Raw genomic sequence first — 21,840 nt, 5'->3', positions numbered from 1 at the left:
GCTGTGAATTGTAAAATAAAACCGGCTGTACGTTTTTCCTGAGGAAAAGGCACAGCCGGTCACGGGACAAACTTCTTGCTCCGGGTACACCCGGAAGCAGCATTTACAGCTTGGCGATCGTCTCGGTAAGAACCGGTACAATCTGTGATTTACGGGACACTACACCCTTCAGCACAGCCTTGTTATCATCCAGCTTCACATTGTAAGCCTGCTCCACAGCGCCGGCTACGCGGCCCAGGGCAAGACCCACGGAATCGTTGTTCAGGATATCGGTAACCACGAACAGGAACAGATCCAGTCCCTTGTCGTCAATAATCGCGGTAAGCGCGGCTTCCAGCTCCGGCTGCTTGGACAGGACATCATTCACATCCACAGCGTTAACCTGGGCGATCTCCACCTTATATTCACCCATCTTGAATTCCTTGGCATCCAGAGAGATCAGTTGGGCAATGCTCTTATCGCTCAGGTCTGCACCGGCTTTGAGCATGTCCAGGCCATAGCTCTCGGCATCCACTCCGGCAATGTCCGCCAGTTCACGCGCAGCAGCCACATCCTGCTCCGTGCAGGTCGGCGATTTGAACAGCAAGGAATCGGAAATGATAGCGGACAGCATCAGACCGGCGATGTTCTTAGGAATGGCCACGCCATTCTCTTTGTACAGCTTGTTCAGAATGGTAGCCGTACAGCCGACTGGCTCAGCCCGGTAATACAGCGGATAGGCGGTCTCGAAGTTCGCAATCCGGTGATGATCAATCACCTCAACCACACGGACCTGATCGATATCATTCACACTTTGCTGGCGTTCATTATGGTCAACCAGAATCACTTGTTCAGCTTCTGCAGCAACGTTCTCCACCAGACGCGGCGCTTCTACCCCGAAGTGGTCGAGGGCGAACTGAGTCTCTCCGCTGATGTCTCCAAGCCGGACCGGCTCAGCATCCCAGCCCAGTTCCTTCTTCAGTGCCGCATAAGCAATGGCCGAGCAGATCGTATCTGTATCCGGGTTTTTGTGACCAAAGATCAAAGTTTTTGTCATTTCCAATCTCCTTACTATGTTTTTGTGAGAATAATATACCATACATTGATAGAAACCTGCCAGAGACCCGTAAATATCCGGCCCGGGTTAACTCTTGGTATGCTCCTGCACTGCCTCTACAGGCTGACCCCGCTTCGTCTTCGGCAGCGCCTCAGGCGCATTCTCCCCGTATAACGGCTCGTTATCCGAGAACAGATCCGGGTTCTCTCTGAGCATATCACTCAAGATACGCGTAGTCTCTACAGTGCCGCAGAGCATAACCGCCGCATCGCCGAAGCTGCCCCTGCGCAGCGCCCCGCCGTCCTCCAGCACGGATTCCACCTTCCAGAAATGCTGCGACCAGGACAGTCCGCAGTGTCTGCGCGAAGGCACCGCGATCTCCCTGCCTTCAGGCGTCACGGTACAGAGCGCCTCATGCCCATCCGTCATCCGGCCGGGAATATCCACCCACTCTTCAATGCCGTGAATGAACGTATTTCTCCGCAGATCCACACCAAGCAGCATAATCTCCGCTTCCCGGTCCAGCAGCTTGCCATAGACCGAACCGCGTGCACAGGGCGTATCCCAGCGCTCATCTCCGGCCGTGAACACCGCCGCATCCCTGCCCAGCGCCGCCACCGAATGTGTGGGATGCCAGGAACGGATCACGCCCGGCCGCTTCCGGAACAGCTCCGGCAGAATTCCTACGCAGGCGGGAGACTCCAGCACAGAGAAGCGCGGATTCTGCCCGTCGATATAAGACCAGGTATGGGTGGGCAGAACCAGCAGCCCCTCCTTCATATATTCTGAGAGAACATCCAGTACGGTATCCGCTCCCCCTTCTACTTCACCGATGCTTTTGAGCGAGGAATGGACCAGCAGTGTCCCCTGCGGATCGATTCCCATCCTCTCCAGCTGCTTCATCAGACTTGATCTGGTGTGCATGATTAACCCCGCTTTCCTAAATAATAAATACCATCCTTGAAATACACCTTGCAAAATTACTCATTTACTATTAAAATTATAGTAACTTAATATTAATAAGTAATTTGCGGCTTTTATATAACCAACAACCTAAATTTCAGGAGGTATTCCCATGAGTTTAACATTAAAAGGACTTCACCATGTATCCGCCATTACCGCAAAAGCGCCGGAAAACTACAAATTCTATACAGAAGTGCTCGGACTCCGCTTGATCAAGAAGACCGTCAACCAGGATGACGTATCTGTCTATCACCTGTTCTACGGGGATGAGACCGGGAATCCCGGCACGGAGCTTACCTTCTTCGAGCTGCCTAACGCAGGGCGTAACCGCGACGGCAACAACAGCATCTCCGCACTCTCCCTGCGTGTACCCGGGGATGATGCCCTGCTCTTCTGGACACAGCGCTTCACCGTGCTGGGCGTAGAGCATGAAGAAATCACCGAACGCGGCGGCCGCAAAACGCTGGCCTTCACCGACCATGAGGGCCAGCGCCTCATCCTCGTCTCAGATGAGCATAACGAGGGCATGCCCGGCGGCAAGCCGTGGGCCAAGAGCCCGGTTCCTGCCGAGTATGCCATTGTCGGGCTGGGACCGGCACATCTGACCGTCGAGACCGCTGAGCATACGGCACTGATTCTGGAGGACCTGCTCGGCTTCCGCCGCGCAGGCAATTATCCTTCTCCAGTCGCGGGCCAGCCGGATATTATCGTGTTCGAGACTGGTGAAGGCGGCTCTGGTACGGAGATCCATCTGGAGGAACGCAGCGATCTTCCGCAGGAGCGCCTGGGACGAGGCGGCGTGCATCATGTAGCCTTCCGTGTCGATAACGAAGAGGAGCTGAAGCAGTGGATTGAACGCATCCGCAGCGTACAGCTCCCGAACTCGGGCTTTGTGGACCGCTTCTACTTCCGCTCCCTGTACTTCCGCGAGCCGAACGGTATTCTGTTCGAGCTGGCAACGGACGGACCGGGCTTCGCCACAGATGAGGAAGTCGAGCATCTGGGCGAAGCGCTGGCCCTGCCGCCGTTCCTGGAAGCAAAGCGTGAACAGATTGAGGCCCACCTGAAGCCGCTGGATACCCGCCCGCAAGTCTAACCTTATTCAGCTGAATTGCACATGAAGAAACTCCGGCTGATTTACAAGCCGGAGTTTCTTTTTAGGTTAGCCAAGCCTGCATAGCTTAACTGTACTGGCTCAGATCAGCTCTCCGACCAGGTGATCGTGAAGAGGTTGAAGCCGGGCCGGGCCGTGGAAGCTTTGCCTGTAATGGATACAGGACTTGTCCCGCCGAGTCTGCCCGAAATTTTTACATTGCTGGCGGATACCGACTCCGAGGCATTATCCAGATTTTTAATCCGCGCATATTCACTGTACACGAAGCCCATGATCTCCAGTGTCTCCTGCGTGGAATACGTGAACGCTACCTTCTTCTGGCCGTTAGCATCCGTATCCAGAGTGATCGCAATCAGGGCGTCCTGGGGAATCGGAAAATCCTTAGGCAGATTAACCGGTCTGGCCGTTCCCTCCACTACAGGAGCAGGAGTTGTATTCCCACCGCCGGTAGAGGTTCCCGGTGCAGGAGTCGGAGCAGGAATATTTGCGCTGCCTTCTCCAATTCTCACTTTATAGTTGACCGAGTCATAATTGATAGGTACCTTCAGCACCGTGGCGATCGATTGGACCGGCAGGTAGGTGAGACCTTCATAGGTAATTGGAGTCAGGGTTTTGCCGTTGCCGTCTTTCATCCAAAAAGGATTACCATCCACCACAATACCCAGGCTATGGTTCAGATAAGCCTTAATCTGCTGCAGCTTGGTGCCCGCATACACTCCTGCCGAGCCTGTTACCGTCATGCCGGTGACCACCGCGGCAATCAGCCATTTTTTTTTCATAATATCCTCTCCCGTATGTTGTTGTTAAAAAAGTAGAAACTTTGCGTCCCTATATATTTAACACGGAAGCGAAACTTTCAACCTGCCTGCCGCCGTTTATTCCGCTTAAGCGCGGTTGACGATCTCCACCAGCTCGTCCAGACTGCGGATTTCATAGGTAGGAAGGATCTCAGGATCACCGGGCTTGCCCAGCGGATTGAACCAGCATGTATCGATGCCGTAATTGTTCCCGCCCCGGATATCCGAGGTCAGGGAGTCCCCGACGATCAGCACCTTGCGTCTATCGGACAGCTTAAGCTTAGCAAAAGCATAATCAAAAATCCCCGTCTCCGGCTTCTGGTAGCCCGTCTCATCCGATACAATAACCGCCTCGAATACCTCGCTTAGCGGGGAACCCTTAATCCGGGCATGCTGCACATCGCTGATTCCGTTCGTAATCACTGCCAGCCGGCACCCGGCAAGCTCACCGCAGAGCTCGGCAGCCCCCTGAATCAGGAAGGTACCTTCCCCGAGAAAGCGCAGGTACGCTTCACTGAATTCCTCCGGCTTGAACGTGAGCTGACGGGCGGCAAACAGCCGGTTGAACCGCTCCACCCGCAGGGCGGCAGAGGTGATCTTCCCTTGCTCGAAATCCTTCCATAAGGCATGGTTAATCTCCTGGTAGCTGGCCGCATACTCCTGCGCGCCTGTCGGCAGCCCGAAGTGGGCAAAGGCATGGCTCAAGGCGTGGTTCTCGGCCATTCCATAATCGAACAGTGTATCATCAGCATCAAATAGGATACATTCGTATTTCATCTTTTCCTCCATCTCGCTTATGTAGTTCGACAACATACATCCTTCTGCGATATAATCTGGGATAGGCCTTAAAAAAATCAACGGGGTGATTGTCATTTTATACGGTTTAGCTTTTCTCGTGTCATTTTTTATCGTTTATCTGCTGATTCCTCCTCTGGGCAGGCTCGCTTTCCGGCTGGATTTCGTGGACAGGCCGAGGGAAGATGTTGAACGCAAAATCCATAGGGAACCCATCCCGCTAACGGCAAGCTATGCCATATTCGTAGGTTTTTTCATTACATATCTGCTCTTCGCACGTGAATTCACCCTGGAGACGCTCGCCCTGTTCATTGGCGGTGTGCTTCTGCTGACTATAGGAACCATCGATGACTGGTACAAAACCAAAGGCAAGGATTTCCCAGCCCTGCCCAAATTCATCGTACAGATTGCCGCCGCCGTTCTGGTGTTCTTTTCGGGCAATGCGTTTACCGGCTTCATTAATCCGTTCTCAGGTGATTATATCTCACTGCCGTTCATTTTGCAGTTCCTGCTGACGATCATCTGGATCTTCGGCGTCACTACGGTCATTAATTTCTCGGACGGTATGGACGGTCTGGCCGGCGGACTTACAGCGATCTCAGCAGTAACCCTATTCGTAGTCGCACTTACGATGGGCCAATCTACTTCTGCCTACATGGCAATTTCGCTGATCGGGGTTACGCTGGCGTACTTGCGCTTCAACAAGGCTCCGGCCAAAATCTTCATGGGCGATGCCGGCGCCACCTTCCTCGGCTTCATTCTGGCAGTGATTGCGCTGGACGGCGCCTTCAAGCAGGCCACGGTGTTGTCGCTGTTCATTCCGATTCTCGCGCTGGGCGTACCGATCTTCGACAATATTTTTGTCGTCATCCGGCGCTTCCTGAAGGGACAAGCCATCTATCAGGCGGACGCCACTCAGGTTCATTACCGTCTGCTCAAGGCTGGTCTGAACCAGAGACAGGTGGTCGGCGTGCTTTATCTGGCCAGCATTTGCCTCTCCCTGTCGTCCATCATCCTGCTGCTGATCCAGACGTAGGCAGGCCGCTATTTATTAAAAGGGCTGTTCCCAAAAGTCATGAAATGGCTGATTGGGGCAGCCTTTTTAGTATGGGTTTTTCGAGCAGGATCAGCGTGGGCGCTGCCTGATTACATGGGAGAACCTTTTACTTTTGAGCAGGATCAACGCGGGCACTCGGGTGGACGCTCCGCGAACGGAACGTTGTTCCACATGAAGTGGTTGCTCGGACTTTTACTTTTGAGCAGGATCAACGCGGGCGCTCGGGTGGACGCTCCGCGAACGGAACGTTGCTACAATCGCTGTTGTCTCCAGATTTTATTTATTTCCCTAATCGGTAAAAATCCGGAGACAAAGGCGACCGCTATCGCTTTTCCGCATTCGTTCCGTCCTCTCCGCTGTTTAAGCGGGATGCGATTTAAAACCACAAACCCGATACTACACACCCTTTCGCCCTCGCGTCAGCTCATGCGTTAGGTTTTTCGCATACATTCGGGCCACACGCCTGCGCGCCAGCAAATGTATGCTGTTTTTCGCATACATTGGGACCACGTGCCGTTCACCAGCAAATTGTATTCGGTTTCCCGCATACATTGGGCCAGTTACCCATGTATAAGATCCCAGGCCTGGCTTCACGGCTCCTGCTCCTCCGTGAAGTCACGCAGCTGCGAGTAGATTCCGATGATTTCTGGCATCGGCATGCGGACCAGACCGCTGGATGACGGGGCGACGAACTCGCGGACTCCGTCCACCACGGGAGCAATACCTTCCTGGAAGCCCCAGGCGGCTGTAGTTCTGCGGCTGAACTCTGTATATACGCCCTTGCCGACAAAACAGGCAATCTCCGGGCGGTATTCCTCCAGCTTGGCCCGCAGAAGCTCGCGGCCCTTGGCATACTCCTCGCGGGTGATATCTTCAGCGCCTACGGTGGGGCGGGCAACGATGTTGGTGAAGCCATATCCCAGCTTCAGCAGCTCCCCGTCCTCGGTAGCCTCGTATAACCGCGGCGTCAGCCCGGACTTATGCAGTATGCGCCAGAAATTATTGCGCGGATTGGCATAATGATGACCCAGCTCGCCCGAGCGGATGCTGGGGTTGAACCCTATGAATACAATCTGGAGTCCGTGATCCAGATGATCCCGTACCTCTTCCATGTTCGTTTCCTCCTTACACTGTCCGCATTATTTTGCAGACCCTAATCTAATATACCCATGCTATGTGCTCAGGTACACCAGAAGCAGCAACAGAAGCAATAGCACAACAACAGCTTCCCCTTCAACAAAGAAATCCCCCGCACAGGATATACATCCGTTAACGGGGGAAATCAAGACTGCCTGGTTACTGTAACAGAACAAACTGACTAAGGAAGAAGGGCCTTAAGCGCCGGTGCCACATCTTGCTCATTCAGCGAAATGTAGTTCACCGTCCCTTCCTTATACTCGATCTTCACTACATATCTGCCCTCTTCGCGGGTGAAATCGCGCCGGTGCTCCAGAATACTATCAATCAGAGTCTTATCTGTAACCACCGCTGACCGCTTCTCGCTGCGGGCTAACTCCATATGAGCGTCGGGATTGTACATCAAACCCTGAGGGATTGCACTCTGGTGTATATCCCTGAACATCTCGGCGGACAAAACATCTGCTGCGGTAAGCTTGATTTTACCGGCATAGCCCTTCTGTTCCAGCCAAGCGGTCATCTCCTTGAAGGAAGGAAGCCATTCATACGTATAGAATAGCTGATAATCGGTCGAATCCGGCTTGTAGACCAGATTAATAGATGCTCTCGCCCGTTGATCAGAGACCTCATCTTCATAGGACATATTAAGAATTTCCCGTTTCAGAATTTCGTTGAACTCCTGTACATCCTGCGGGTCAGAAATACTTATGACCTTGTTCAAATTGCTTAGCCTGAAGCTCTCTACGTTCTCGTCCATCCGGGACAGAAGATACCGGTCACGTTTGTATTCCGCATGCTCCATGACCGCCTTCAGCTCCGGCTCAAAGCCCGCTGCCGGAATAATGTAGGTCCGCATCAGCTTCCGCCCGCTCTCCAGCCGGTAAACCAGCGTGAAACGCTTGCTCTCGCGATAATCATACCGACGGGTATTACGCTGCTGGTCCGGCTTCGAAGCTACAACAGCATGATGCAAGGCGGTTACAGCCTCGATGTATTTCCGGTCTGCGGAGAATATCTCATCCTCCCGTTCCTCCCGGGTAGTGATTCCTTGCGGATTCCGGGTTAATTCCCCGTAATTCCCTCCGGCAAATACTTCGGTTACTTTATCATTTCGCGGAACCCGGTTCTCATAACCCGTTAATTCGGACACGGGAACATAGAGCAGAAGGCCCAGCAGTACACCGTACACCGCAAACTCCAGCGGCATTCTGCGTGTCAGAATATGCCAGGTTTTGCGGAGAATCATTTCAACTACGATATAGCCGATCATCCCTCCGGCAATGGCGCTGCCGATAATCCAGCCGGGCTGCTGCCTGATGCTGCCGAAGTAGCTGCTCGCCAGCAGCATACTGCAGAGCATTACACCGCCTTTGAACAGCGGATTGAAGTAGGTGAAGGCCATCGCCTGACTGGCTTTTTCGCTGTGGCGCTTACGGTACAGCACGAATGACAATACCATGAACACAGCAGACAAGAGGATATAGCTCCATAACTCTTTATTACTAAGAGGCTCATAGGAGATATTCATAATACGCAGTAACGGCGCCCAGTTCATCAGGGTCCCCCACAAGCTTTGCCCTTCCGGATACCCGTACAAATATCTGTTCAAGTGCATGTCGGTAAATTGCAGCATGGCTGCCGGAAGAATTAACAGAATGAAGACCACTATTCCCTGCAGAATGGTCTGTCCTGTGCAAATACCTACAAAGATAGTAAAGACATACAGAAACAGCGTCAGCACACTGATAACCAGGCACCACTCCCAGATATCCGCGCCTTGATAGATATACATATTGCCGTCCAGCGGGCGGACGATAGCTGTAACCGCAGCCGTAAGCCAGACCGGCACAAGCAGCAGGATCAATCCGCTTACCGTATGGGAAGCCAGCAGGTGCGAGCGGCGCAGCGGGAGGCTGTGCCACAGATCCGAAGGCATTTTGGACTGCAGATAACGGAACAGGAACAATCCGGCCACAACCGGAAAAGCGATAAGGAACGGTGCGATATCGGCACCACCGATATTGAACAGATTGTCTACTGTATTTGGCTCCGCAAGCGGATTGCTCTCCATGAACATCTCCAGCGGAAGCACAATCAACAGGACCAATGTATATAATATTCCGATCCAGCCATGCTGGCGCAGGTTCTGGCGGATAATGCTGCTGTTAAAGAATAATCGGCTGCGCGTCATAACCGGCATCCCCCATTTCATAAATAAAGATTTCCTCCAGCGTCAGCGGCAGCAGATCAAATACATAGGGCTCGTAGACATGAAAAGCCTGGCTGATCCGCTCTCGGTCCCCTTTTACAATATACAAGCTGACACTTCCCCGCTGCTCCCGGTGGAGAATCTGCAGCTTGGCATCCAGTGCGGCCGCATGGCGTTCGTCGCGGAAAGCCACCTGAATCTTGTGCGTGTCCGCCTTCAGATCATCCAGATCCTTCTCGACCAGCATCCGGCCCTCATGCATAATGCCGACATGGTCGCATAAATCCTCAATCTCCCGCAGGTTATGCGAGGAGATCAGCACCGTCAGCTCCCGCTCGGCGACCTCCTGGAACAGGAGATTCTTGATCTGGCGGCGCATCACCGGGTCCAGCCCGTCGATGGGCTCGTCCATGATCAGCACATCCGGCTTGCAGCTGAGGGCCAGCCAGACAGCAGCCTGGCGCTGCATCCCCTTGGAGAAACGGCTGAGCTTGCGCCGGGTGTCCAGCCGGAACATCGTCCCAAGCTCCTCGTACCTCTTCTGGCTCCAGCCCGGATATATAGAACGGTAGAATGCCGCCATACTCTTAAGGGTTGCCTGCGCGAAGAAATACGGACTATCCGGCATGAAGATCATTCTGCGCTTCACCTCCGGCGACTCATACACCGGCTGCCCGTCTAGCTTGACACTCCCCGCCTCAGGACGATAAATACCGGCGAGCGTCTTCAGCAGCGTTGTTTTGCCCGCCCCATTCGATCCCAGCAATCCGTAAATAGCACCTTTATGTACAGTCAGCGAGATGTTATCAACAGCCTTTTCCTCCTGAAAAATCTTGCTGACTCCGCGAATCTCAATCATGGCTGTTCTCCTCTCTTCTCTTATCCAACGCCTGGCGGTACAGCGCACTCATTTCACTTTCCGTAAAACCAAGGTATACCGCCTCTGCCATCAGACGCAGCAGCTCTTCCTTCAGCTCCGTCCGTTTGCTCTCATTCTGCCCCTGCTGCAGCGGGGCCACGAAATTACCTTTGCCCTGCTGTGAATAGATGTACCCTTCCCGCTCCAGCTCCCTGTAAGCCTTCTGGATCGTATTCGGGTTCACTGTGAGCTGCGAGGATAAAGCCCTCACCGAGGGCAGCTGTTCATCCGCCCGCAGAATACCATGCATAATCATCTCTTTGACCTTGTCGGTGAGCTGCTCATAGATCGGCTTGCGGCTGCGCACATCCAGTTCGAACATGACAGTCCTCCCTTCTTCGGATCTATGATCCGACTGATCAACTGTGTTAACTGTACTACTATTATTAATACAGTTGAGCATTAATGTCAATCATTAACTTTTACTTTGTCTAGTTTCAGCGTGTCACGCAAATAAGCCCCCATCTATCTTTTGGACAGATCGGAGCTACGGTTCTTTCATTCACCCCAAAGGACGGGACGATATCAATATCCACACTTCGTTCGAAGAGGTCTTCACTACGCGCAACTGAACGGGCAAACGATTGGAAGCACTATTCTATTGACTATTTCTGCTCCGCCGCTGTCTGCGTTCATCGCTGAACAGGGCAGCGCCTATACCCGGGAGCAGCAGGTAGCCTGCGAACTTATAGGTCTGACTGAACGCATCCACAGCCGCCTGCTGCTGTCTTATTACCCCGGCCCCCGCCTCTGTGCCTGCGGAATTCGCCGCGCTCAGCTCCCGGGTTGTATTGTGCTGGAGCACAGTGACGATGATGGCCACACCGAGCACACTTCCCAGCGCCTTCGCCATATTCGTCACCCCCGAGGCGATGCCGACCTTGTCTTCAGGAACAACCCGGATCGCTGATGACATCACAGGAGCCATTGAGAGCCCCACGCCGAAGCCGGTCAGTGCAAGCCGTAGCATCACCGCACCCAGCGTAGAATCAGCCTCAAGCCCGCTCATGGAATAGGTGGCAGCGCCAATCATCACCATTCACGCTGCGGCGAACAGACTGCTGCCATATTTCGCAGATAGCGGCCCGGATACAGCCGAGCTGGCGATGGAGCCTAAGGCCATGGTTGAGAGGACAAGCCCTGCCTTCAGCTCCGATACCCCCATCACCCGGGTCAGGTAAAAGGAGGTCAACAGCGAAATATTCATCAGCGCCGCCCCCAGCACGATCATCGATACCGAGGTACTGTTGAAGGCTCTGATCTTCAGCAGGGACAGAGGCAGCATCGGTTCTTTCCCCTTATACTGCGTAAGAAAAAAGACCACCAGAAAGAGCAGGTCCGCAGCCGTCAGACCCAGGAACGGGCGCGAGCTCCAGCCGTAATCCTGCACTTTAATCAGAGCATATGTAATGCAGAACATCCCTCCCGTTATCCCCAGGATTCCGCCGTAATCTATGGACCGCCCTGCTGAATCATCCCGTGATTCCTGAATGAATATAACGGTCAGCCCTATGCTCAGCAGCCCAAGCGGTACGTTCACAAAAAAAATCCACTCCCAGCTCAGCTTCTGTGTCAATATTCCGCCAAGCGCCGGACCGCTTGCAGCAGCCACTCCCGAGACGGCCCCCCATATGCCTATAATCAGTCCGTGCATTTCTTTGGGAAAGGTGGTGGTGCTCAGCGGAATCGTAACCGGCACAATAACGGCTCCCGCCAAGCCTTGAATAACCCTGAACAGAATCAGCATGCCAAGGGAAGTGGAGAGTCCAGCCAGCAGGGAACTCAGTGTGAACAGCCCCACTCCAATGAGAAACACCTTCTTCCGTCCGAATTGGTCGGCCAGACGCGAGGCAGTCAGGATGAATACGGCAAATGCCAGGTTATAGCCGTTCATCACCCAGGATACCTGCGACACACTTCCCCCGAACTGGCGGGTCATCTCCGGCAGGGCAATATTAATAATGGTCGTATCCAGCAGCGCCATGAAAAAGCCCAGCACAATCGCCGTAAAGGATAAAGCTCTGCGCATTCCAATCCCCATCTTGATCATCTCCTGAAATATGAAATAGAGTTCATATTCAGATTATATGAACCAAAGTTCATATTTGTCAATTTAAAAAATGAACTTTGGTTCAACTTTTATTGACAGCACAAAACCGCTCCACTACAATCTGTACTATAAGGGGGATCTTACGATATGGGTGAAACAGAGGACAAAATTAGAACTCCGCAGCAGGAGCGCAGTATACGAACCAAGGAAGCCATTATCCGGGCCGCGATGAAGCTATTCTCGGACAAGGGCTTCTATCAGACGAATACCAAGGAGATTGCAGCAGCCGCCGGGGTCTCTACCGGGAGCTTCTACTCCTATTTTGTGGATAAAAGAGCCGTATTCATTGAAGTGCTCCACAAATACGGGGATGAGCTGCTCGCCAGAATCGATGATTCAATGTCAGAAATTAATTTCAATACGATTGAACGTACGGACCTGATCCTGCATCTGATAGACACGCTTCTGCTCTCGCATAAGGCTTTTATCGGATATCATAAGGATCTAAGCATTATGTATCACAGCGATGAGGCCATCAAGCAGTTGATGGATGCCCAGTACGAGACCGGCCGACTCAAAACGCTTACCTATCTCCAGATGGGGCAGGACGAGCTGAAGACCCGGGATACGGAGGCAGCTTCGATCATTGTGTTTGAGTCTGTGAGCGCTATTGTCGACTTCATCTCCTTCTCACCGCAGCGGGTCACTGTGGACCGGCTGAAGTCAGAGCTGGTTCATATGCTGGTGCAATATCTGTACAAGTAACAGCAGTGTTTTCTTTATAGATTCTCGCCAAAAAAAAGAGCAAGCCCGCAGGTTACCCTGCAGCTTGCTCTTCTCTATTAACCCTTACGGATCAGCGTTTATCCTTCCAGAAATTGAGCGGCTCCATATCCTTCGTAATGAGCTTGAAGGTATAACCTTCCTTCTTCAGCTTCTCCAGAATACGCGGCAGCACCTTGAGTGTAGCCTTCTGGTCATGCATCAGAATGACCGGATTGGTCTTGGACGCCTTCAGCTTGTTCACCTGATCCATCACGGTGTTATAGATTCTGTCGCTGTTCTGTTTGTATTTCCAGTCATAGGAATCCACGTTCCAGTCCCAGAGATGATATCCCTGCGTCAGGACTTTATCGCGGAAGGACTTGGTGAAATACGGCTTACTTCCATATGGCGTACGAATCAAGGTGGTGCTGGCTCCCGTCAGCTTCTTCAGTGTCGCATTGGCCCCCGACATCTCGGCAAGCGCCGCTGCCGGCGAAGCATAGAACTTCTCCTGGCGGTGGGTCACGCCATGCAGCGCTAAGCCATGGCCTTCTTTCGCAGTCCGCTTCACCTGGGCGGGATGCTGATTCATGTTGTTCCCCAGCATGAAGAAGGTTGCCTGTACGTCATATTTACGGAGGATGTCCAGCAGGTCGCCAGTCGTGGCTGACGGGCCATCGTCGAAGGTCAGGTATACGGTCCGGCCCGGCTTGCCCGGCTCAGTTGGTGTAACCGGAGTCGCTGGATTCGTTGGAGCTACCGGAGCCTCCGGCTTCAGCTCGGCAGCATATTTATCGGTGAAGGCTGCATCGGTAAGCTGCGCCGAGCCGTCCTTCACACGAAGTAAATATTTATCTCCCGCATAGGAAATGCTATACCCGAGGTAACCGCTGAGCTTCAGCGGAGCCATGAGTTTGCCGTCCTGTACGAAAGTGCTCATAGGCACGGCAGTCCCATCCTTCAGCACCGCACCTCCGTCCTTGCTCAGCAGGGTAAGCGAACCTGTCCCGCCGGCTACATGAATCCCGTCCGTCAGGCCGGTAAGGGTCCATTTCAGCTCATCCGCAAGCGCGCGCAGCGGAACATAATAGGTGCCTTTTACGGATACAGCTTCAACCTTGCTTAATTTATCGTTGACTCCGAGTTTAAGAATAGTGCTTTCACCTTTAGCGTTAGCCGGGACCTGCACAAGCCCCATAATTAGGAATAAAGACATGAATAAAAGCAGAATTTTCTTGATGCGCACAGCAGCAGTCTCCAATCTATGTATATTTGTCTATCACTTTATCATATATACTTTCAACGTAATTTGAGAGATTGTAACCGCAAGCTAAGAAATTGTTACTCTTATGCAATGATAAATGAGGGTTCGCCATTATTTTCAGAAAGCACGCAATTCTCGTCGAATGCTGTCACAGCAGGCGTTACACGGTTAAATCAGCGGTTTTTGGCACAGAATAATTGTGACAAATTTAATAACAATATCGGAATTTTGAACAAAAATTGAACAACCTTAAAATTAGCTAAAGTGCGCCACTACAGTGATCTTTATCATACCCTTAGGGAGTTGTAACAATTTGATCACACATATTTAACTTGTTCGCCATTTTTAAGGTCTATTTTATATAATTATACAAAATATGTATTTTGCATTATGGGTAAGTAGTTCTTACTATAGATACAGATCAATGTACTTCCGTTAATGAACGGCGAATGAAAAGTAGTATTGAAGGAAGGAGTTCTATATGAAAAAAAAGGGACCGTTATACGCTCTGTTTCTAAGCCTGATCCTTCTCCTGCCGGGATGCAGCTCAATCGCTGTTCTGAACCCGAAGGGGCCGTCTGCCAGAACGTTATCTGACACCATTATCCTCTCAATTATTGTAATGCTTGGTGTTCTGGCAGTTGTCTACATCCTATACATCTTTGTATTGGTGAAATACCGTGCGAAGAAGAGTAATGAGGGTTACATTCCAAAGCACGAGGAAGGCAATGTAGTCCTTGAGGCGATCTGGATTATTATCCCGATCATTATCGTAGCCTTCCTGTCTGTTGTAACCGTCAAGACGACAAACGAAGTGGAGAATGTGGCTGCGGATTATAAAGATCAGACTCCGCTGGTCATCTATGCGTCCTCCTCCAACTGGAAATGGCATTTCAGTTATCCGGAAGAAGGCATTGAAACAGTTAACTACGTGAATATGCCGGTACACCGTGCAGTTGAATTCAGAATGTACTCATTCGGCACCATTACCAGTCTTTGGATTCCACAGCTTGCCGGTCAAAAGTACGCCATGAGCGACATGCTGACAACGCTTCACCTCTCCGCTGATACGGAAGGCTCTTATATCGGAAAGAATGCTAACTTCAGCGGTAAAGGCTTCGCCCACATGGAATTCGAAGCACTTGTCCTGAGTAACAAAGGTTACGAGGACTGGGTGAAGGAAGTGAAGGAAACTGCACCTAAGCTGACTGAGGAAGAATTCAAAGGCCTGCTGGCCACGGATTACCTCGGACGCAAAACGTATTCCTCCACCCATCTGGAGTTCAGCCCTCCTCCGGGAAATCACGGAGATCATATGAGCGGCGGCGGCAAAGAGATGGATATGGACAACGGCAATCCGGAGCATCAGGATAACAAGGAGATTCATCCGTCTCCCGAACCGTCCAGCGGAACGGAATTCGACAGCAAGCCTGATCCGGAAGTCGATCAGCCGCTGCCAAGCTCCCCTGTCGATGAAAGCACACATGAAGGACACTAGCTCTCTGAAGAGCTTAATGCAACACACTGAAAGGAGCTACCCTAATGGATTTGGACAAATTTAAGGTTCACGGCGAACCCTTGATATACGGGGCCATGATCAGTATTGCACTGGCAACCATCGGGATTCTCGTAGGGCTTACCTATTTCAAGAAATGGGGCTATCTGTGGCGCGAATGGCTGACCACGGTTGACCACAAAAAAATCGGGATCATGTACATCCTCGCGGCGCTGCTGATGCTGTTCCGCGGCGGTGTAGATGCGATGATGATGCGTCTGCAGACGGCTGCGCCGGAAATGAAATTCCTCGATGCGCAGCATTACAATGAGGTCTTCACCACCCATGGTCTGATCATGATTCTCTTCATGGCCATGCCTTTTATCATCGGTCTGATGAACGTAATCATTCCGCTGCAGATCGGCGCACGGGACGTTGCCTTCCCGCGGCTGAACGCCGTCAGCTTCTGGCTCTTCTTCATGGGCGCCATGCTGCTGAACATTTCCTTCGTCATCGGCGGCTCGCCGGATGCGGGCTGGTCAGCCTACTTCCCGCTGGCGAGTCTTGAATTCAGCCCGACCGTAGGGAACAACTATTACTCTCTGGCCCTGCAAATATCTGGTATCGGTACGCTGATCACAGGGGTTAACTTTATCGTAACGATTCTCAAAATGCGCGCACCAGGCATGACGCTGATGAAGATGCCGATGTTCACCTGGTCCGTACTTATCACCAACGTTATCATTGTCTTCGCCTTCCCGGTTCTTACCGTAGCGCTGGCGATGATGATGTTCGACCGCCTCTTCGGCTCCCAGTTCTTCACGATGGCCAACGGCGGGATGGATATGCTCTGGGCCAACCTGTTCTGGGTCTGGGGACATCCGGAGGTCTATATCGTTATCCTTCCGGCCTTCGGTATTTATAGTGAGATTATCGCCACCTTCTCGAAGAAGAACCTGTACGGCTATACCTCCATGGTATTCAGCATGCTGATCATCTCGCTCCTGTCCTTCCTTGTATGGGCGCACCATTTCTATACAATGGGTCAAGGTGCCATGGTCAACAGCTTCTTCTCAATCACAACGATGGCCATAGCAGTACCTACCGGGGTCAAAATATTCAACTGGCTATTCACCCTGCGAAAGGGCAGGATTACCTTCACGACCCCGATGCTGTACACACTGGCCTTTATCCCGATCTTTACGATCGGCGGGGTAACGGGCGTCATGCTGGCAATGGCCAGCGCCGATTACCAGTATCACAACACGATGTTCCTGGTAGCGCATTTCCACTACGTGCTGATTCCGGGTGCCGTGTTCGCCGTCATCGCCGGCTTCCACTATTGGTTCCCGAAAGTGTTCGGCTTCCGCCTGAACGAACGGCTGGGCAAGCATGCCTTCTGGTGGATCATCATTTCCTTTAACGTAACCTTCTTCCCAATGTTCTTCCTGGGACTGATGGGAATGACACGCCGTCTGTATACTTACTCTAAGGAATCAGGCTTTGGTCCGCTCAATATGCTGAGCTTCGTCGGGGCCGTCGGACTCGCGATCGGCTTCGTGATCCTGGTCTACAATATTTACTGGAGTACCCGCTACATGCCGAGAGATACAACCAACGATCCTTGGGATGGCCGGACGCTCGAATGGGCGACACACAGCCCGATCCCGCTCTACAACTTTGCGATTGTGCCTAAGGTTGAGACGCGCGATGCTCTATGGTCTGCGAAGCACGAGAATATTCCATTGTATACAGACACTAAATACACCAAGATTCATATGCCAAGCAATACCGGCAAACCGTTCATATTGGGTGTAGTCTTCTTCTTCCTAGGCTTCTTCCTGGTCTTCAGCATGTGGATTCCGGCGATCGTCTCAGGGATTGGAATTCTGGTCGTACTGGCCTTCATGTCCTTCGATAAGGACCAGGGCTACTACATTCCTGTAGAAGAGATTGCAGCTACAGAAAAGAAACTGATGCGGGGTGAGACTGTATGAAAATAGATGCGTCCAAGCCGCTCGAATATTCAACGGAAGAGAACAGTAACAAGATCTTCGGCTTCTGGGTCTTTCTCGGAGCCGAGATCCCTCTCTTCGCTACGCTGTTCACTGTATATTTCGTAATGGTTAACCGCTATGCCAGCGGACCAAGCGGCAGCGAGCTGTTCGAGATCGGCCCGGTGCTGATGGAGACCTTCCTCCTGCTGTCGAGCTCCTTCACCATCGGTCTGGCTGTCCATGCCATGCGGCACGGCTACAAGAAAGCCATGATGGTCTTCATGGCGATTACGCTGGTGATGGGTCTGGCTTTTGTCGGTATTGAAATCGACGAGTTCTTCACTTATGTACATGAAGGAGCTACGCTGCAGACCAGCGGCTTCCTCTCCAGTCTGTTCATACTACTGGGAACGCATGGTCTTCACGTCAGCTTCGGTCTGCTGTGGGGAATTGGCATTATGATTCAACTGTGGAAGCGCGGCATTACTCCCGCTACCGCCAACAAAACGTTCATCTTCTCCTTGTTCTGGCACTTCTTAGACGTGGTCTGGATCTTTATCTTCAGCTTCGTCTACCTGAAAGGACTGATGTGACATGATGAAGCAACTATTCCCTATTAAGCATGTGATGGGTTATGTAGCCTCTCTGGTCCTCTCTGCCGCTGCACTGATTGTAATTTACGGAGACCTGTCCTCCAGTGCCAATATGGTGGTGCTGCTGGTTACGGCGCTGATCCAGGCCTCCTTGCAGCTGTTTGTGTTCATGCACATCGGAGAATCGGCCGATTCCAAAAAAGAACTGTATATCAACATCGCATACGCCATGTTCGTGGCTCTGGTCACCATCTTCGGCACCCTGTTCATCTTCGTATGGGGCTGGTATGCTTAGAACTTAGTTCTATCTAGTTATAAAAAAAGTGGTCCGTACCGGTGAGTCTACCGGATACGGACCGCTTTTTTTGGATTTTAAAGCTTGCCATCATGATGATGTAGTCGTAACTGCAGGGAATGTTTGAACTTCCGGCCGCTGTTATGTTTGAATTTCCTGATTATAAACCGCTGGCTGCGGTAGAAATCCAAACATAAAGGCGGACGCTAACGCTCCTCCAGTTTCAAACTTCCCTTCCGTCACTTCCACCTGGCATGGTCTGTTCAAGTTCAAAATCTACAAGATCCTTTAATACTTTAACTGGACTATACTGCTGCTGCTTCCGCTGTCATCCCGCTCTGTATACGCAAGCTGCTTGCCCGAGGGGCTCCATGAGGTGGTCATCGTCCCGTTGCTCTCCGCAATCTGGACGGACTTGTCAGAAGTCAGATCGTAGACATATAAGGTATGATTCGTTATACCATTCTCCTCAAGAGTTACACTATAGGCAATCAGCCGCTGATCCGGGGACCAGGAGACGGCCCCAAGCTCGGTGCCTTCCACCAGGGTCCGCGGATTCTTACCGTCTGTGCCGCTGAGCAGCAGCGACTGGGTCGTCTCCTTATATTGCAGGATCAGCATTTGTTCTTCGTCAGGTGAAGGGATTACGCTGCTGGTACCCGGAATATTCAGGTCAGCCTTCGCCTTAGTATTCAGGTCCAGGGTGTGCAGCGAGTCCTTCGAATTACTGGTGTAATAGATCTTATCCTTGATTTGTCTTACAACAATCAGACCTTCCCCGCCTAGTCCCTCCACCGGGGCAATCTTCATTGAGGTAGCCGTCGCTGTGTAAGCACCGCCGCTGTATGCAGGACCCACTACCGTATCCTTATCCGCCCAATCGGCCCCCATTGCTCCGGCAATGGTATCGCCCTTAATGGTGAACGTCTTCTTGGACCCCAGGTCCATTACATTGTAGACTGGATCACCCAGGGAGAATTCACTATAGAGCAGAAACAACTGATCGGCGGACAGCTTGGCATCCCCCAGCATCATGTTCGCCTTCTCTGTAATCAATTCGTATTCGCCGGTATCCAGATGGAAGAAATACAGGCTCTGCGGATAGGAACCCTTCAGCTCTCCCGAGCTGATCGGTCCCAGCTTATCGTTCTGCTTGGACACGACAACGGTTCTATCGTCCTTCCAGTCGGAGATTGCTATTTTCTCATACTGTTTACTTTCCCCTACCGTTACCCCAGCAGCTTCAGCAGGTGCCGGTGTAACCTTTGGCCCTTCCGTAGGCTGGGCAGAAGCTTCTACAGGAGCCGCTGTTGGCTGTGGGCTGGGGCTAACCGCCGGAGCACTAGCCTGATTCGAGCTACAAGCTGCAAGTGTCATTAACAAGGCTGGAACTATCACCAGCTTCCATGTTCGAGTGTTCATTATAGAGACCGCCTCCTTGAGATTAATAATAATACGTTCAAAAGCCCGGCTCCGCCGAAGATGCCCGGGAATCTCCAGGGTTCCTCGGCCGAATCGGGCCGGGCTGATGTCTATTATAGCCGTTACAGCCGGAACCGGGCCAGATGCTTCTGCAGGTCCTCGGCCAGGGTAGCCAGATACTGCGCAGAGGAGGACATCTCTCCCATCGCGGTCAGCTGCTCCAGGCTTGCTTCGCTGGTGCCCTGAACGTCTGCGGCGCCTTTGCGTGAGATTTCATTCACCGTTGACATGGATCTGGCCACTTCCTCCGATTCCTGCGCGACATGGCCGATGACCTCTGTGATCTGCTCTGTCTGCTCACTGGCAGCCTGAATGGAGGTCTGGATCGCCGTAAAGGATTCGGATACCACCTCACTCTGTGCTACACCGTGAGAGACAATCCCGGAGCCTTGCTCCATCGATTCTACGGCACTGGCGGTCTGCTGACGGATATGGTTAATGATCTCTGTAATCTGCAGCGAGCTTGTTCCGGTAGCTTCCGCCAGCTTGCGGATCTCACCGGCAACTACAGCGAAGCCACGGCCATGCTCGCCCGCCCGGGCGGCTTCGATGGAAGCATTCAGGGACAACAGATTGGTCTGGGTCGCAATCTCATTAATGGTTGTAATAATGGTGTTAATCTCTTCGGACAGACTACCCAGGTTGCCGACAATCTGGCGGCTCGCCGAGACACTGGAGTCAATCTCCCGCATCTGGGCCAGAATCTGTTCTACTGCGTATACACCGCGTTCCGTGGAGGAGGCAGCCTGCTCCATCAGGCGGGTCATTTCTTGTCCACTATACCGGGCTTCGGCAATCTCATAGGACATCGTCCGCACAGACTGCGTAGTCAGGGTAATGCTCTCCGCCTGCACATCGAATCCGGCTACGATCTCGCCTGAGGTCTCAGCGATCATCTGTGAGGCGTGCGCTGTCTGGTCGGCACTGGCGCTCATCTGCTGGGAGGAGGCCGAGAGAATCTCGGCGCTCTCCGAGACGCCGCGCATCATATTTTTCAACCCGTCCAGCATGGTATTGAACGATGTATTAATCTGGCCGATCTCATCCTTGGACCGGTAAGCGGCAGAGGCCGTCAGATCCCCTTCTTCCGCCCGCTTCATCAGCCCCTGCAATTCCTTCAGCGGTCTCGTAATCAATCTGGTGATGATCACACTCAGGACAATACTGAGCAGCAAGGCCAGCGCAATCAGAATGCCGCTTAACGTAACAGAGCTCTTGGCACTGTCAGCCGTCCGTGTATTATGGGCAGACGCATCCTGAATGAATAACGTCGCCGTCTCTTCTAGCAGCCGGACCATTTTGTCACGCAGTTCGTTAAAGGTCCGGCCCGTGTACACCTGATATCCTTCATCGTTAAGGTCGTTATCGGCCAGATGGATAATATTATCACGCTGTGAACGGTAATCCGGCAGCAGCAGGGTATATTCGTTCACATAAGCTGCAATCTTGTCATTGTTGAATTCAATCTTCCTCAGTTCGGCCATCAGCTCATTGTTCGTCTGGATATTCTCCTGAATTCTCGCCTTCAGCTCCTGCTTCTTCGCGTCATCCGTTGTAATCAGATCCTCCAGCAGAAAAGACTCAATCGCCCGGTTATTCCCGCGGATCTCCGTTACGAAATAAATCGGCTGCAGGTTCTGCCTGTATGTCTCTTCAGACCTCTCAGCCATTCTGGTTGTCGTCAGGATACCCGTTGTTCCGATCCCGATTAGTAGTAGAATAACCACTGCGATCAGTACAATCATTTTATGCTTAATCTTCAGATGTCTCATTTCCTGTTATCCCGCCTTCTCGATATCTAGCTGTAACCTTAATTATCGGAGAATAACATCGAATTGTTGATGGCCCTGCTAAGAAATTTGTCGAAAAAAG

At 52.1% G+C, this 21,840-nt stretch carries 20 protein-coding genes; 7 read left to right on the top strand and 13 right to left on the bottom strand.

The window, feature by feature from the left end; genetic code table 11:
* Positions 1 to 103 precede the first annotated feature (103 nt).
* Complete coding sequence (locus MKY86_RS03290) at positions 104 to 1,036, bottom strand: manganese-dependent inorganic pyrophosphatase (protein ID WP_076078962.1); 933 nt, start codon at positions 1,034 to 1,036, stop codon at positions 104 to 106.
* A gap of 87 nt (positions 1,037 to 1,123) precedes the next feature.
* Positions 1,124 to 1,960: an AAC(3) family N-acetyltransferase gene (locus tag MKY86_RS03285; RefSeq protein WP_083684953.1), complete on the bottom strand. Its 837-nt coding sequence runs from the start codon at positions 1,958 to 1,960 to the stop codon at positions 1,124 to 1,126.
* Between the two features lie 151 nt (positions 1,961 to 2,111).
* On the opposite strand from MKY86_RS03285, the gene MKY86_RS03280 reads away from it, so the two are divergent.
* A complete protein-coding gene (locus tag MKY86_RS03280) occupies positions 2,112 to 3,095 on the top strand; it encodes a ring-cleaving dioxygenase (RefSeq protein WP_076078960.1) in 984 nt (327 codons plus the stop codon).
* A 104-nt stretch (positions 3,096 to 3,199) separates the two neighbouring features.
* Here the strand turns inward: MKY86_RS03280 and MKY86_RS03275 are convergent, their stop codons facing one another.
* The gene (locus MKY86_RS03275) at positions 3,200 to 3,892 is read right to left on the bottom strand and encodes a hypothetical protein (RefSeq protein WP_076078959.1); all 693 of its coding nucleotides are present in this window, start codon (positions 3,890 to 3,892) and stop codon (positions 3,200 to 3,202) included.
* Positions 3,893 to 3,997: 105 nt separating this feature from the next.
* Complete coding sequence (locus tag MKY86_RS03270) at positions 3,998 to 4,687, bottom strand: YjjG family noncanonical pyrimidine nucleotidase (RefSeq protein ID WP_076079005.1); 690 nt, start codon at positions 4,685 to 4,687, stop codon at positions 3,998 to 4,000.
* A gap of 94 nt (positions 4,688 to 4,781) precedes the next feature.
* Here MKY86_RS03270 and MKY86_RS03265 point away from each other — a divergent pair, with 94 nt between their 5' ends.
* On the top strand, positions 4,782 to 5,741 hold the full coding sequence (locus tag MKY86_RS03265; protein WP_442792616.1) for an MraY family glycosyltransferase: 960 nt from the start codon (positions 4,782 to 4,784) through the stop codon (positions 5,739 to 5,741).
* Between the two features lie 611 nt (positions 5,742 to 6,352).
* On the opposite strand, the gene MKY86_RS03260 is transcribed toward MKY86_RS03265, so the two are convergent.
* The 6 genes from MKY86_RS03260 to MKY86_RS03235 form a co-directional block, all read right to left on the bottom strand.
* Positions 6,353 to 6,874 (bottom strand): mismatch-specific DNA-glycosylase, encoded by a 522-nt coding sequence (locus MKY86_RS03260; protein ID WP_076078957.1) that lies wholly within the window; start codon positions 6,872 to 6,874, stop codon positions 6,353 to 6,355.
* A 206-nt stretch (positions 6,875 to 7,080) separates the two neighbouring features.
* Positions 7,081 to 9,111 (bottom strand): DUF6449 domain-containing protein, encoded by a 2,031-nt coding sequence (locus MKY86_RS03255; protein ID WP_143803704.1) that lies wholly within the window; start codon positions 9,109 to 9,111, stop codon positions 7,081 to 7,083.
* A complete protein-coding gene (locus MKY86_RS03250) occupies positions 9,065 to 9,967 on the bottom strand; it encodes an ABC transporter ATP-binding protein (protein ID WP_076078954.1) in 903 nt (300 codons plus the stop codon). Before MKY86_RS03250 ends, MKY86_RS03255 begins: the two co-directional genes overlap by 47 nt.
* Positions 9,960 to 10,349 carry a GntR family transcriptional regulator gene (locus tag MKY86_RS03245; protein WP_076078953.1) on the bottom strand — a complete coding sequence of 130 codons (390 nt, stop codon included), beginning with the start codon at positions 10,347 to 10,349 and terminating at the stop codon, positions 9,960 to 9,962. The genes MKY86_RS03250 and MKY86_RS03245 overlap by 8 nt, the downstream gene beginning before the upstream one ends.
* A gap of 276 nt (positions 10,350 to 10,625) precedes the next feature.
* The gene (locus MKY86_RS03240) at positions 10,626 to 11,060 is read right to left on the bottom strand and encodes a hypothetical protein (protein ID WP_340826108.1); all 435 of its coding nucleotides are present in this window, start codon (positions 11,058 to 11,060) and stop codon (positions 10,626 to 10,628) included.
* 6 nt (positions 11,061 to 11,066) lie between these two features.
* The gene (locus MKY86_RS03235) at positions 11,067 to 12,068 is read right to left on the bottom strand and encodes an MFS transporter (protein ID WP_076078949.1); all 1,002 of its coding nucleotides are present in this window, start codon (positions 12,066 to 12,068) and stop codon (positions 11,067 to 11,069) included.
* A gap of 156 nt (positions 12,069 to 12,224) precedes the next feature.
* On the opposite strand from MKY86_RS03235, the gene MKY86_RS03230 reads away from it, so the two are divergent.
* Complete coding sequence (locus MKY86_RS03230) at positions 12,225 to 12,842, top strand: TetR/AcrR family transcriptional regulator (RefSeq protein WP_076078948.1); 618 nt, start codon at positions 12,225 to 12,227, stop codon at positions 12,840 to 12,842.
* Between the two features lie 91 nt (positions 12,843 to 12,933).
* On the opposite strand, the gene MKY86_RS03225 is transcribed toward MKY86_RS03230, so the two are convergent.
* Complete coding sequence (locus MKY86_RS03225; RefSeq protein ID WP_076078946.1) at positions 12,934 to 14,088, bottom strand: polysaccharide deacetylase family protein; 1,155 nt, start codon at positions 14,086 to 14,088, stop codon at positions 12,934 to 12,936.
* 499 nt (positions 14,089 to 14,587) lie between these two features.
* On the opposite strand from MKY86_RS03225, the gene qoxA reads away from it, so the two are divergent.
* The 4 genes from qoxA to qoxD are packed head-to-tail and all read left to right on the top strand — an operon-like array spanning position 14,588 to position 18,486.
* Positions 14,588 to 15,604 carry a cytochrome aa3 quinol oxidase subunit II gene (qoxA, locus tag MKY86_RS03220; RefSeq protein WP_076078945.1) on the top strand — a complete coding sequence of 339 codons (1,017 nt, stop codon included), beginning with the start codon at positions 14,588 to 14,590 and terminating at the stop codon, positions 15,602 to 15,604.
* A gap of 44 nt (positions 15,605 to 15,648) precedes the next feature.
* Positions 15,649 to 17,598: a cytochrome aa3 quinol oxidase subunit I gene (gene qoxB / locus MKY86_RS03215; RefSeq protein ID WP_076078943.1), complete on the top strand. Its 1,950-nt coding sequence runs from the start codon at positions 15,649 to 15,651 to the stop codon at positions 17,596 to 17,598.
* Positions 17,595 to 18,191, top strand: coding sequence for a cytochrome aa3 quinol oxidase subunit III (gene qoxC / locus MKY86_RS03210; RefSeq protein WP_036693560.1), 597 nt, complete (start codon positions 17,595 to 17,597; stop codon positions 18,189 to 18,191). Before qoxB ends, qoxC begins: the two co-directional genes overlap by 4 nt.
* A 1-nt stretch (position 18,192) precedes the next feature.
* Positions 18,193 to 18,486, top strand: coding sequence for a cytochrome aa3 quinol oxidase subunit IV (gene qoxD / locus MKY86_RS03205; RefSeq protein WP_036731442.1), 294 nt, complete (start codon positions 18,193 to 18,195; stop codon positions 18,484 to 18,486).
* A gap of 288 nt (positions 18,487 to 18,774) precedes the next feature.
* Here the strand turns inward: qoxD and MKY86_RS03200 are convergent, their stop codons facing one another.
* Together MKY86_RS03200 and MKY86_RS03195 are read right to left on the bottom strand one after the other, a co-directional pair.
* The gene (locus MKY86_RS03200) at positions 18,775 to 19,908 is read right to left on the bottom strand and encodes a TolB family protein (protein WP_076078941.1); all 1,134 of its coding nucleotides are present in this window, start codon (positions 19,906 to 19,908) and stop codon (positions 18,775 to 18,777) included.
* Positions 19,909 to 20,030: 122 nt separating this feature from the next.
* A complete protein-coding gene (locus tag MKY86_RS03195) occupies positions 20,031 to 21,740 on the bottom strand; it encodes a methyl-accepting chemotaxis protein (protein ID WP_076078940.1) in 1,710 nt (569 codons plus the stop codon).
* Between the last annotated feature and the right edge of the window lie 100 nt (positions 21,741 to 21,840).

The organism is Paenibacillus sp. FSL R7-0333 (assembly GCF_038000365.1).
Classification (GTDB): domain Bacteria; phylum Bacillota; class Bacilli; order Paenibacillales; family Paenibacillaceae; genus Paenibacillus_AQ; species Paenibacillus_AQ silagei.
The sequence above is the reverse complement of the archived record's forward strand: the minus strand, read 5'-3'. Positions and strand labels throughout refer to the sequence as shown.

Excerpts from the sequence above, each read along its gene's own strand:
- MKY86_RS03290 (WP_076078962.1), bottom strand. The coding sequence starts at position 1,036 with ATGACAAAAACTTTGATCTTTGGTCACAAAAACCCGGATACAGATACG.
- MKY86_RS03285 (WP_083684953.1), bottom strand. The coding sequence starts at position 1,960 with ATGCACACCAGATCAAGTCTGATGAAGCAGCTGGAGAGGATGGGAATC.
- MKY86_RS03280 (WP_076078960.1), top strand. The coding sequence starts at position 2,112 with ATGAGTTTAACATTAAAAGGACTTCACCATGTATCCGCCATTACCGCA.
- MKY86_RS03275 (WP_076078959.1), bottom strand. The coding sequence starts at position 3,892 with ATGAAAAAAAAATGGCTGATTGCCGCGGTGGTCACCGGCATGACGGTA.
- MKY86_RS03270 (WP_076079005.1), bottom strand. The coding sequence starts at position 4,687 with ATGAAATACGAATGTATCCTATTTGATGCTGATGATACACTGTTCGAT.
- MKY86_RS03260 (WP_076078957.1), bottom strand. The coding sequence starts at position 6,874 with ATGGAAGAGGTACGGGATCATCTGGATCACGGACTCCAGATTGTATTC.
- MKY86_RS03255 (WP_143803704.1), bottom strand. The coding sequence starts at position 9,111 with ATGAAATGGGGGATGCCGGTTATGACGCGCAGCCGATTATTCTTTAAC.
- MKY86_RS03250 (WP_076078954.1), bottom strand. The coding sequence starts at position 9,967 with ATGATTGAGATTCGCGGAGTCAGCAAGATTTTTCAGGAGGAAAAGGCT.
- MKY86_RS03245 (WP_076078953.1), bottom strand. The coding sequence starts at position 10,349 with ATGTTCGAACTGGATGTGCGCAGCCGCAAGCCGATCTATGAGCAGCTC.
- MKY86_RS03240 (WP_340826108.1), bottom strand. The coding sequence starts at position 11,060 with ATGATTGGCGCTGCCACCTATTCCATGAGCGGGCTTGAGGCTGATTCT.
- MKY86_RS03235 (WP_076078949.1), bottom strand. The coding sequence starts at position 12,068 with ATGGGGATTGGAATGCGCAGAGCTTTATCCTTTACGGCGATTGTGCTG.
- MKY86_RS03230 (WP_076078948.1), top strand. The coding sequence starts at position 12,225 with ATGGGTGAAACAGAGGACAAAATTAGAACTCCGCAGCAGGAGCGCAGT.
- qoxA (WP_076078945.1), top strand. The coding sequence starts at position 14,588 with ATGAAAAAAAAGGGACCGTTATACGCTCTGTTTCTAAGCCTGATCCTT.
- qoxB (WP_076078943.1), top strand. The coding sequence starts at position 15,649 with ATGGATTTGGACAAATTTAAGGTTCACGGCGAACCCTTGATATACGGG.
- qoxC (WP_036693560.1), top strand. The coding sequence starts at position 17,595 with ATGAAAATAGATGCGTCCAAGCCGCTCGAATATTCAACGGAAGAGAAC.
- qoxD (WP_036731442.1), top strand. The coding sequence starts at position 18,193 with ATGATGAAGCAACTATTCCCTATTAAGCATGTGATGGGTTATGTAGCC.
- MKY86_RS03200 (WP_076078941.1), bottom strand. The coding sequence starts at position 19,908 with ATGAACACTCGAACATGGAAGCTGGTGATAGTTCCAGCCTTGTTAATG.
- MKY86_RS03195 (WP_076078940.1), bottom strand. The coding sequence starts at position 21,740 with ATGAGACATCTGAAGATTAAGCATAAAATGATTGTACTGATCGCAGTG.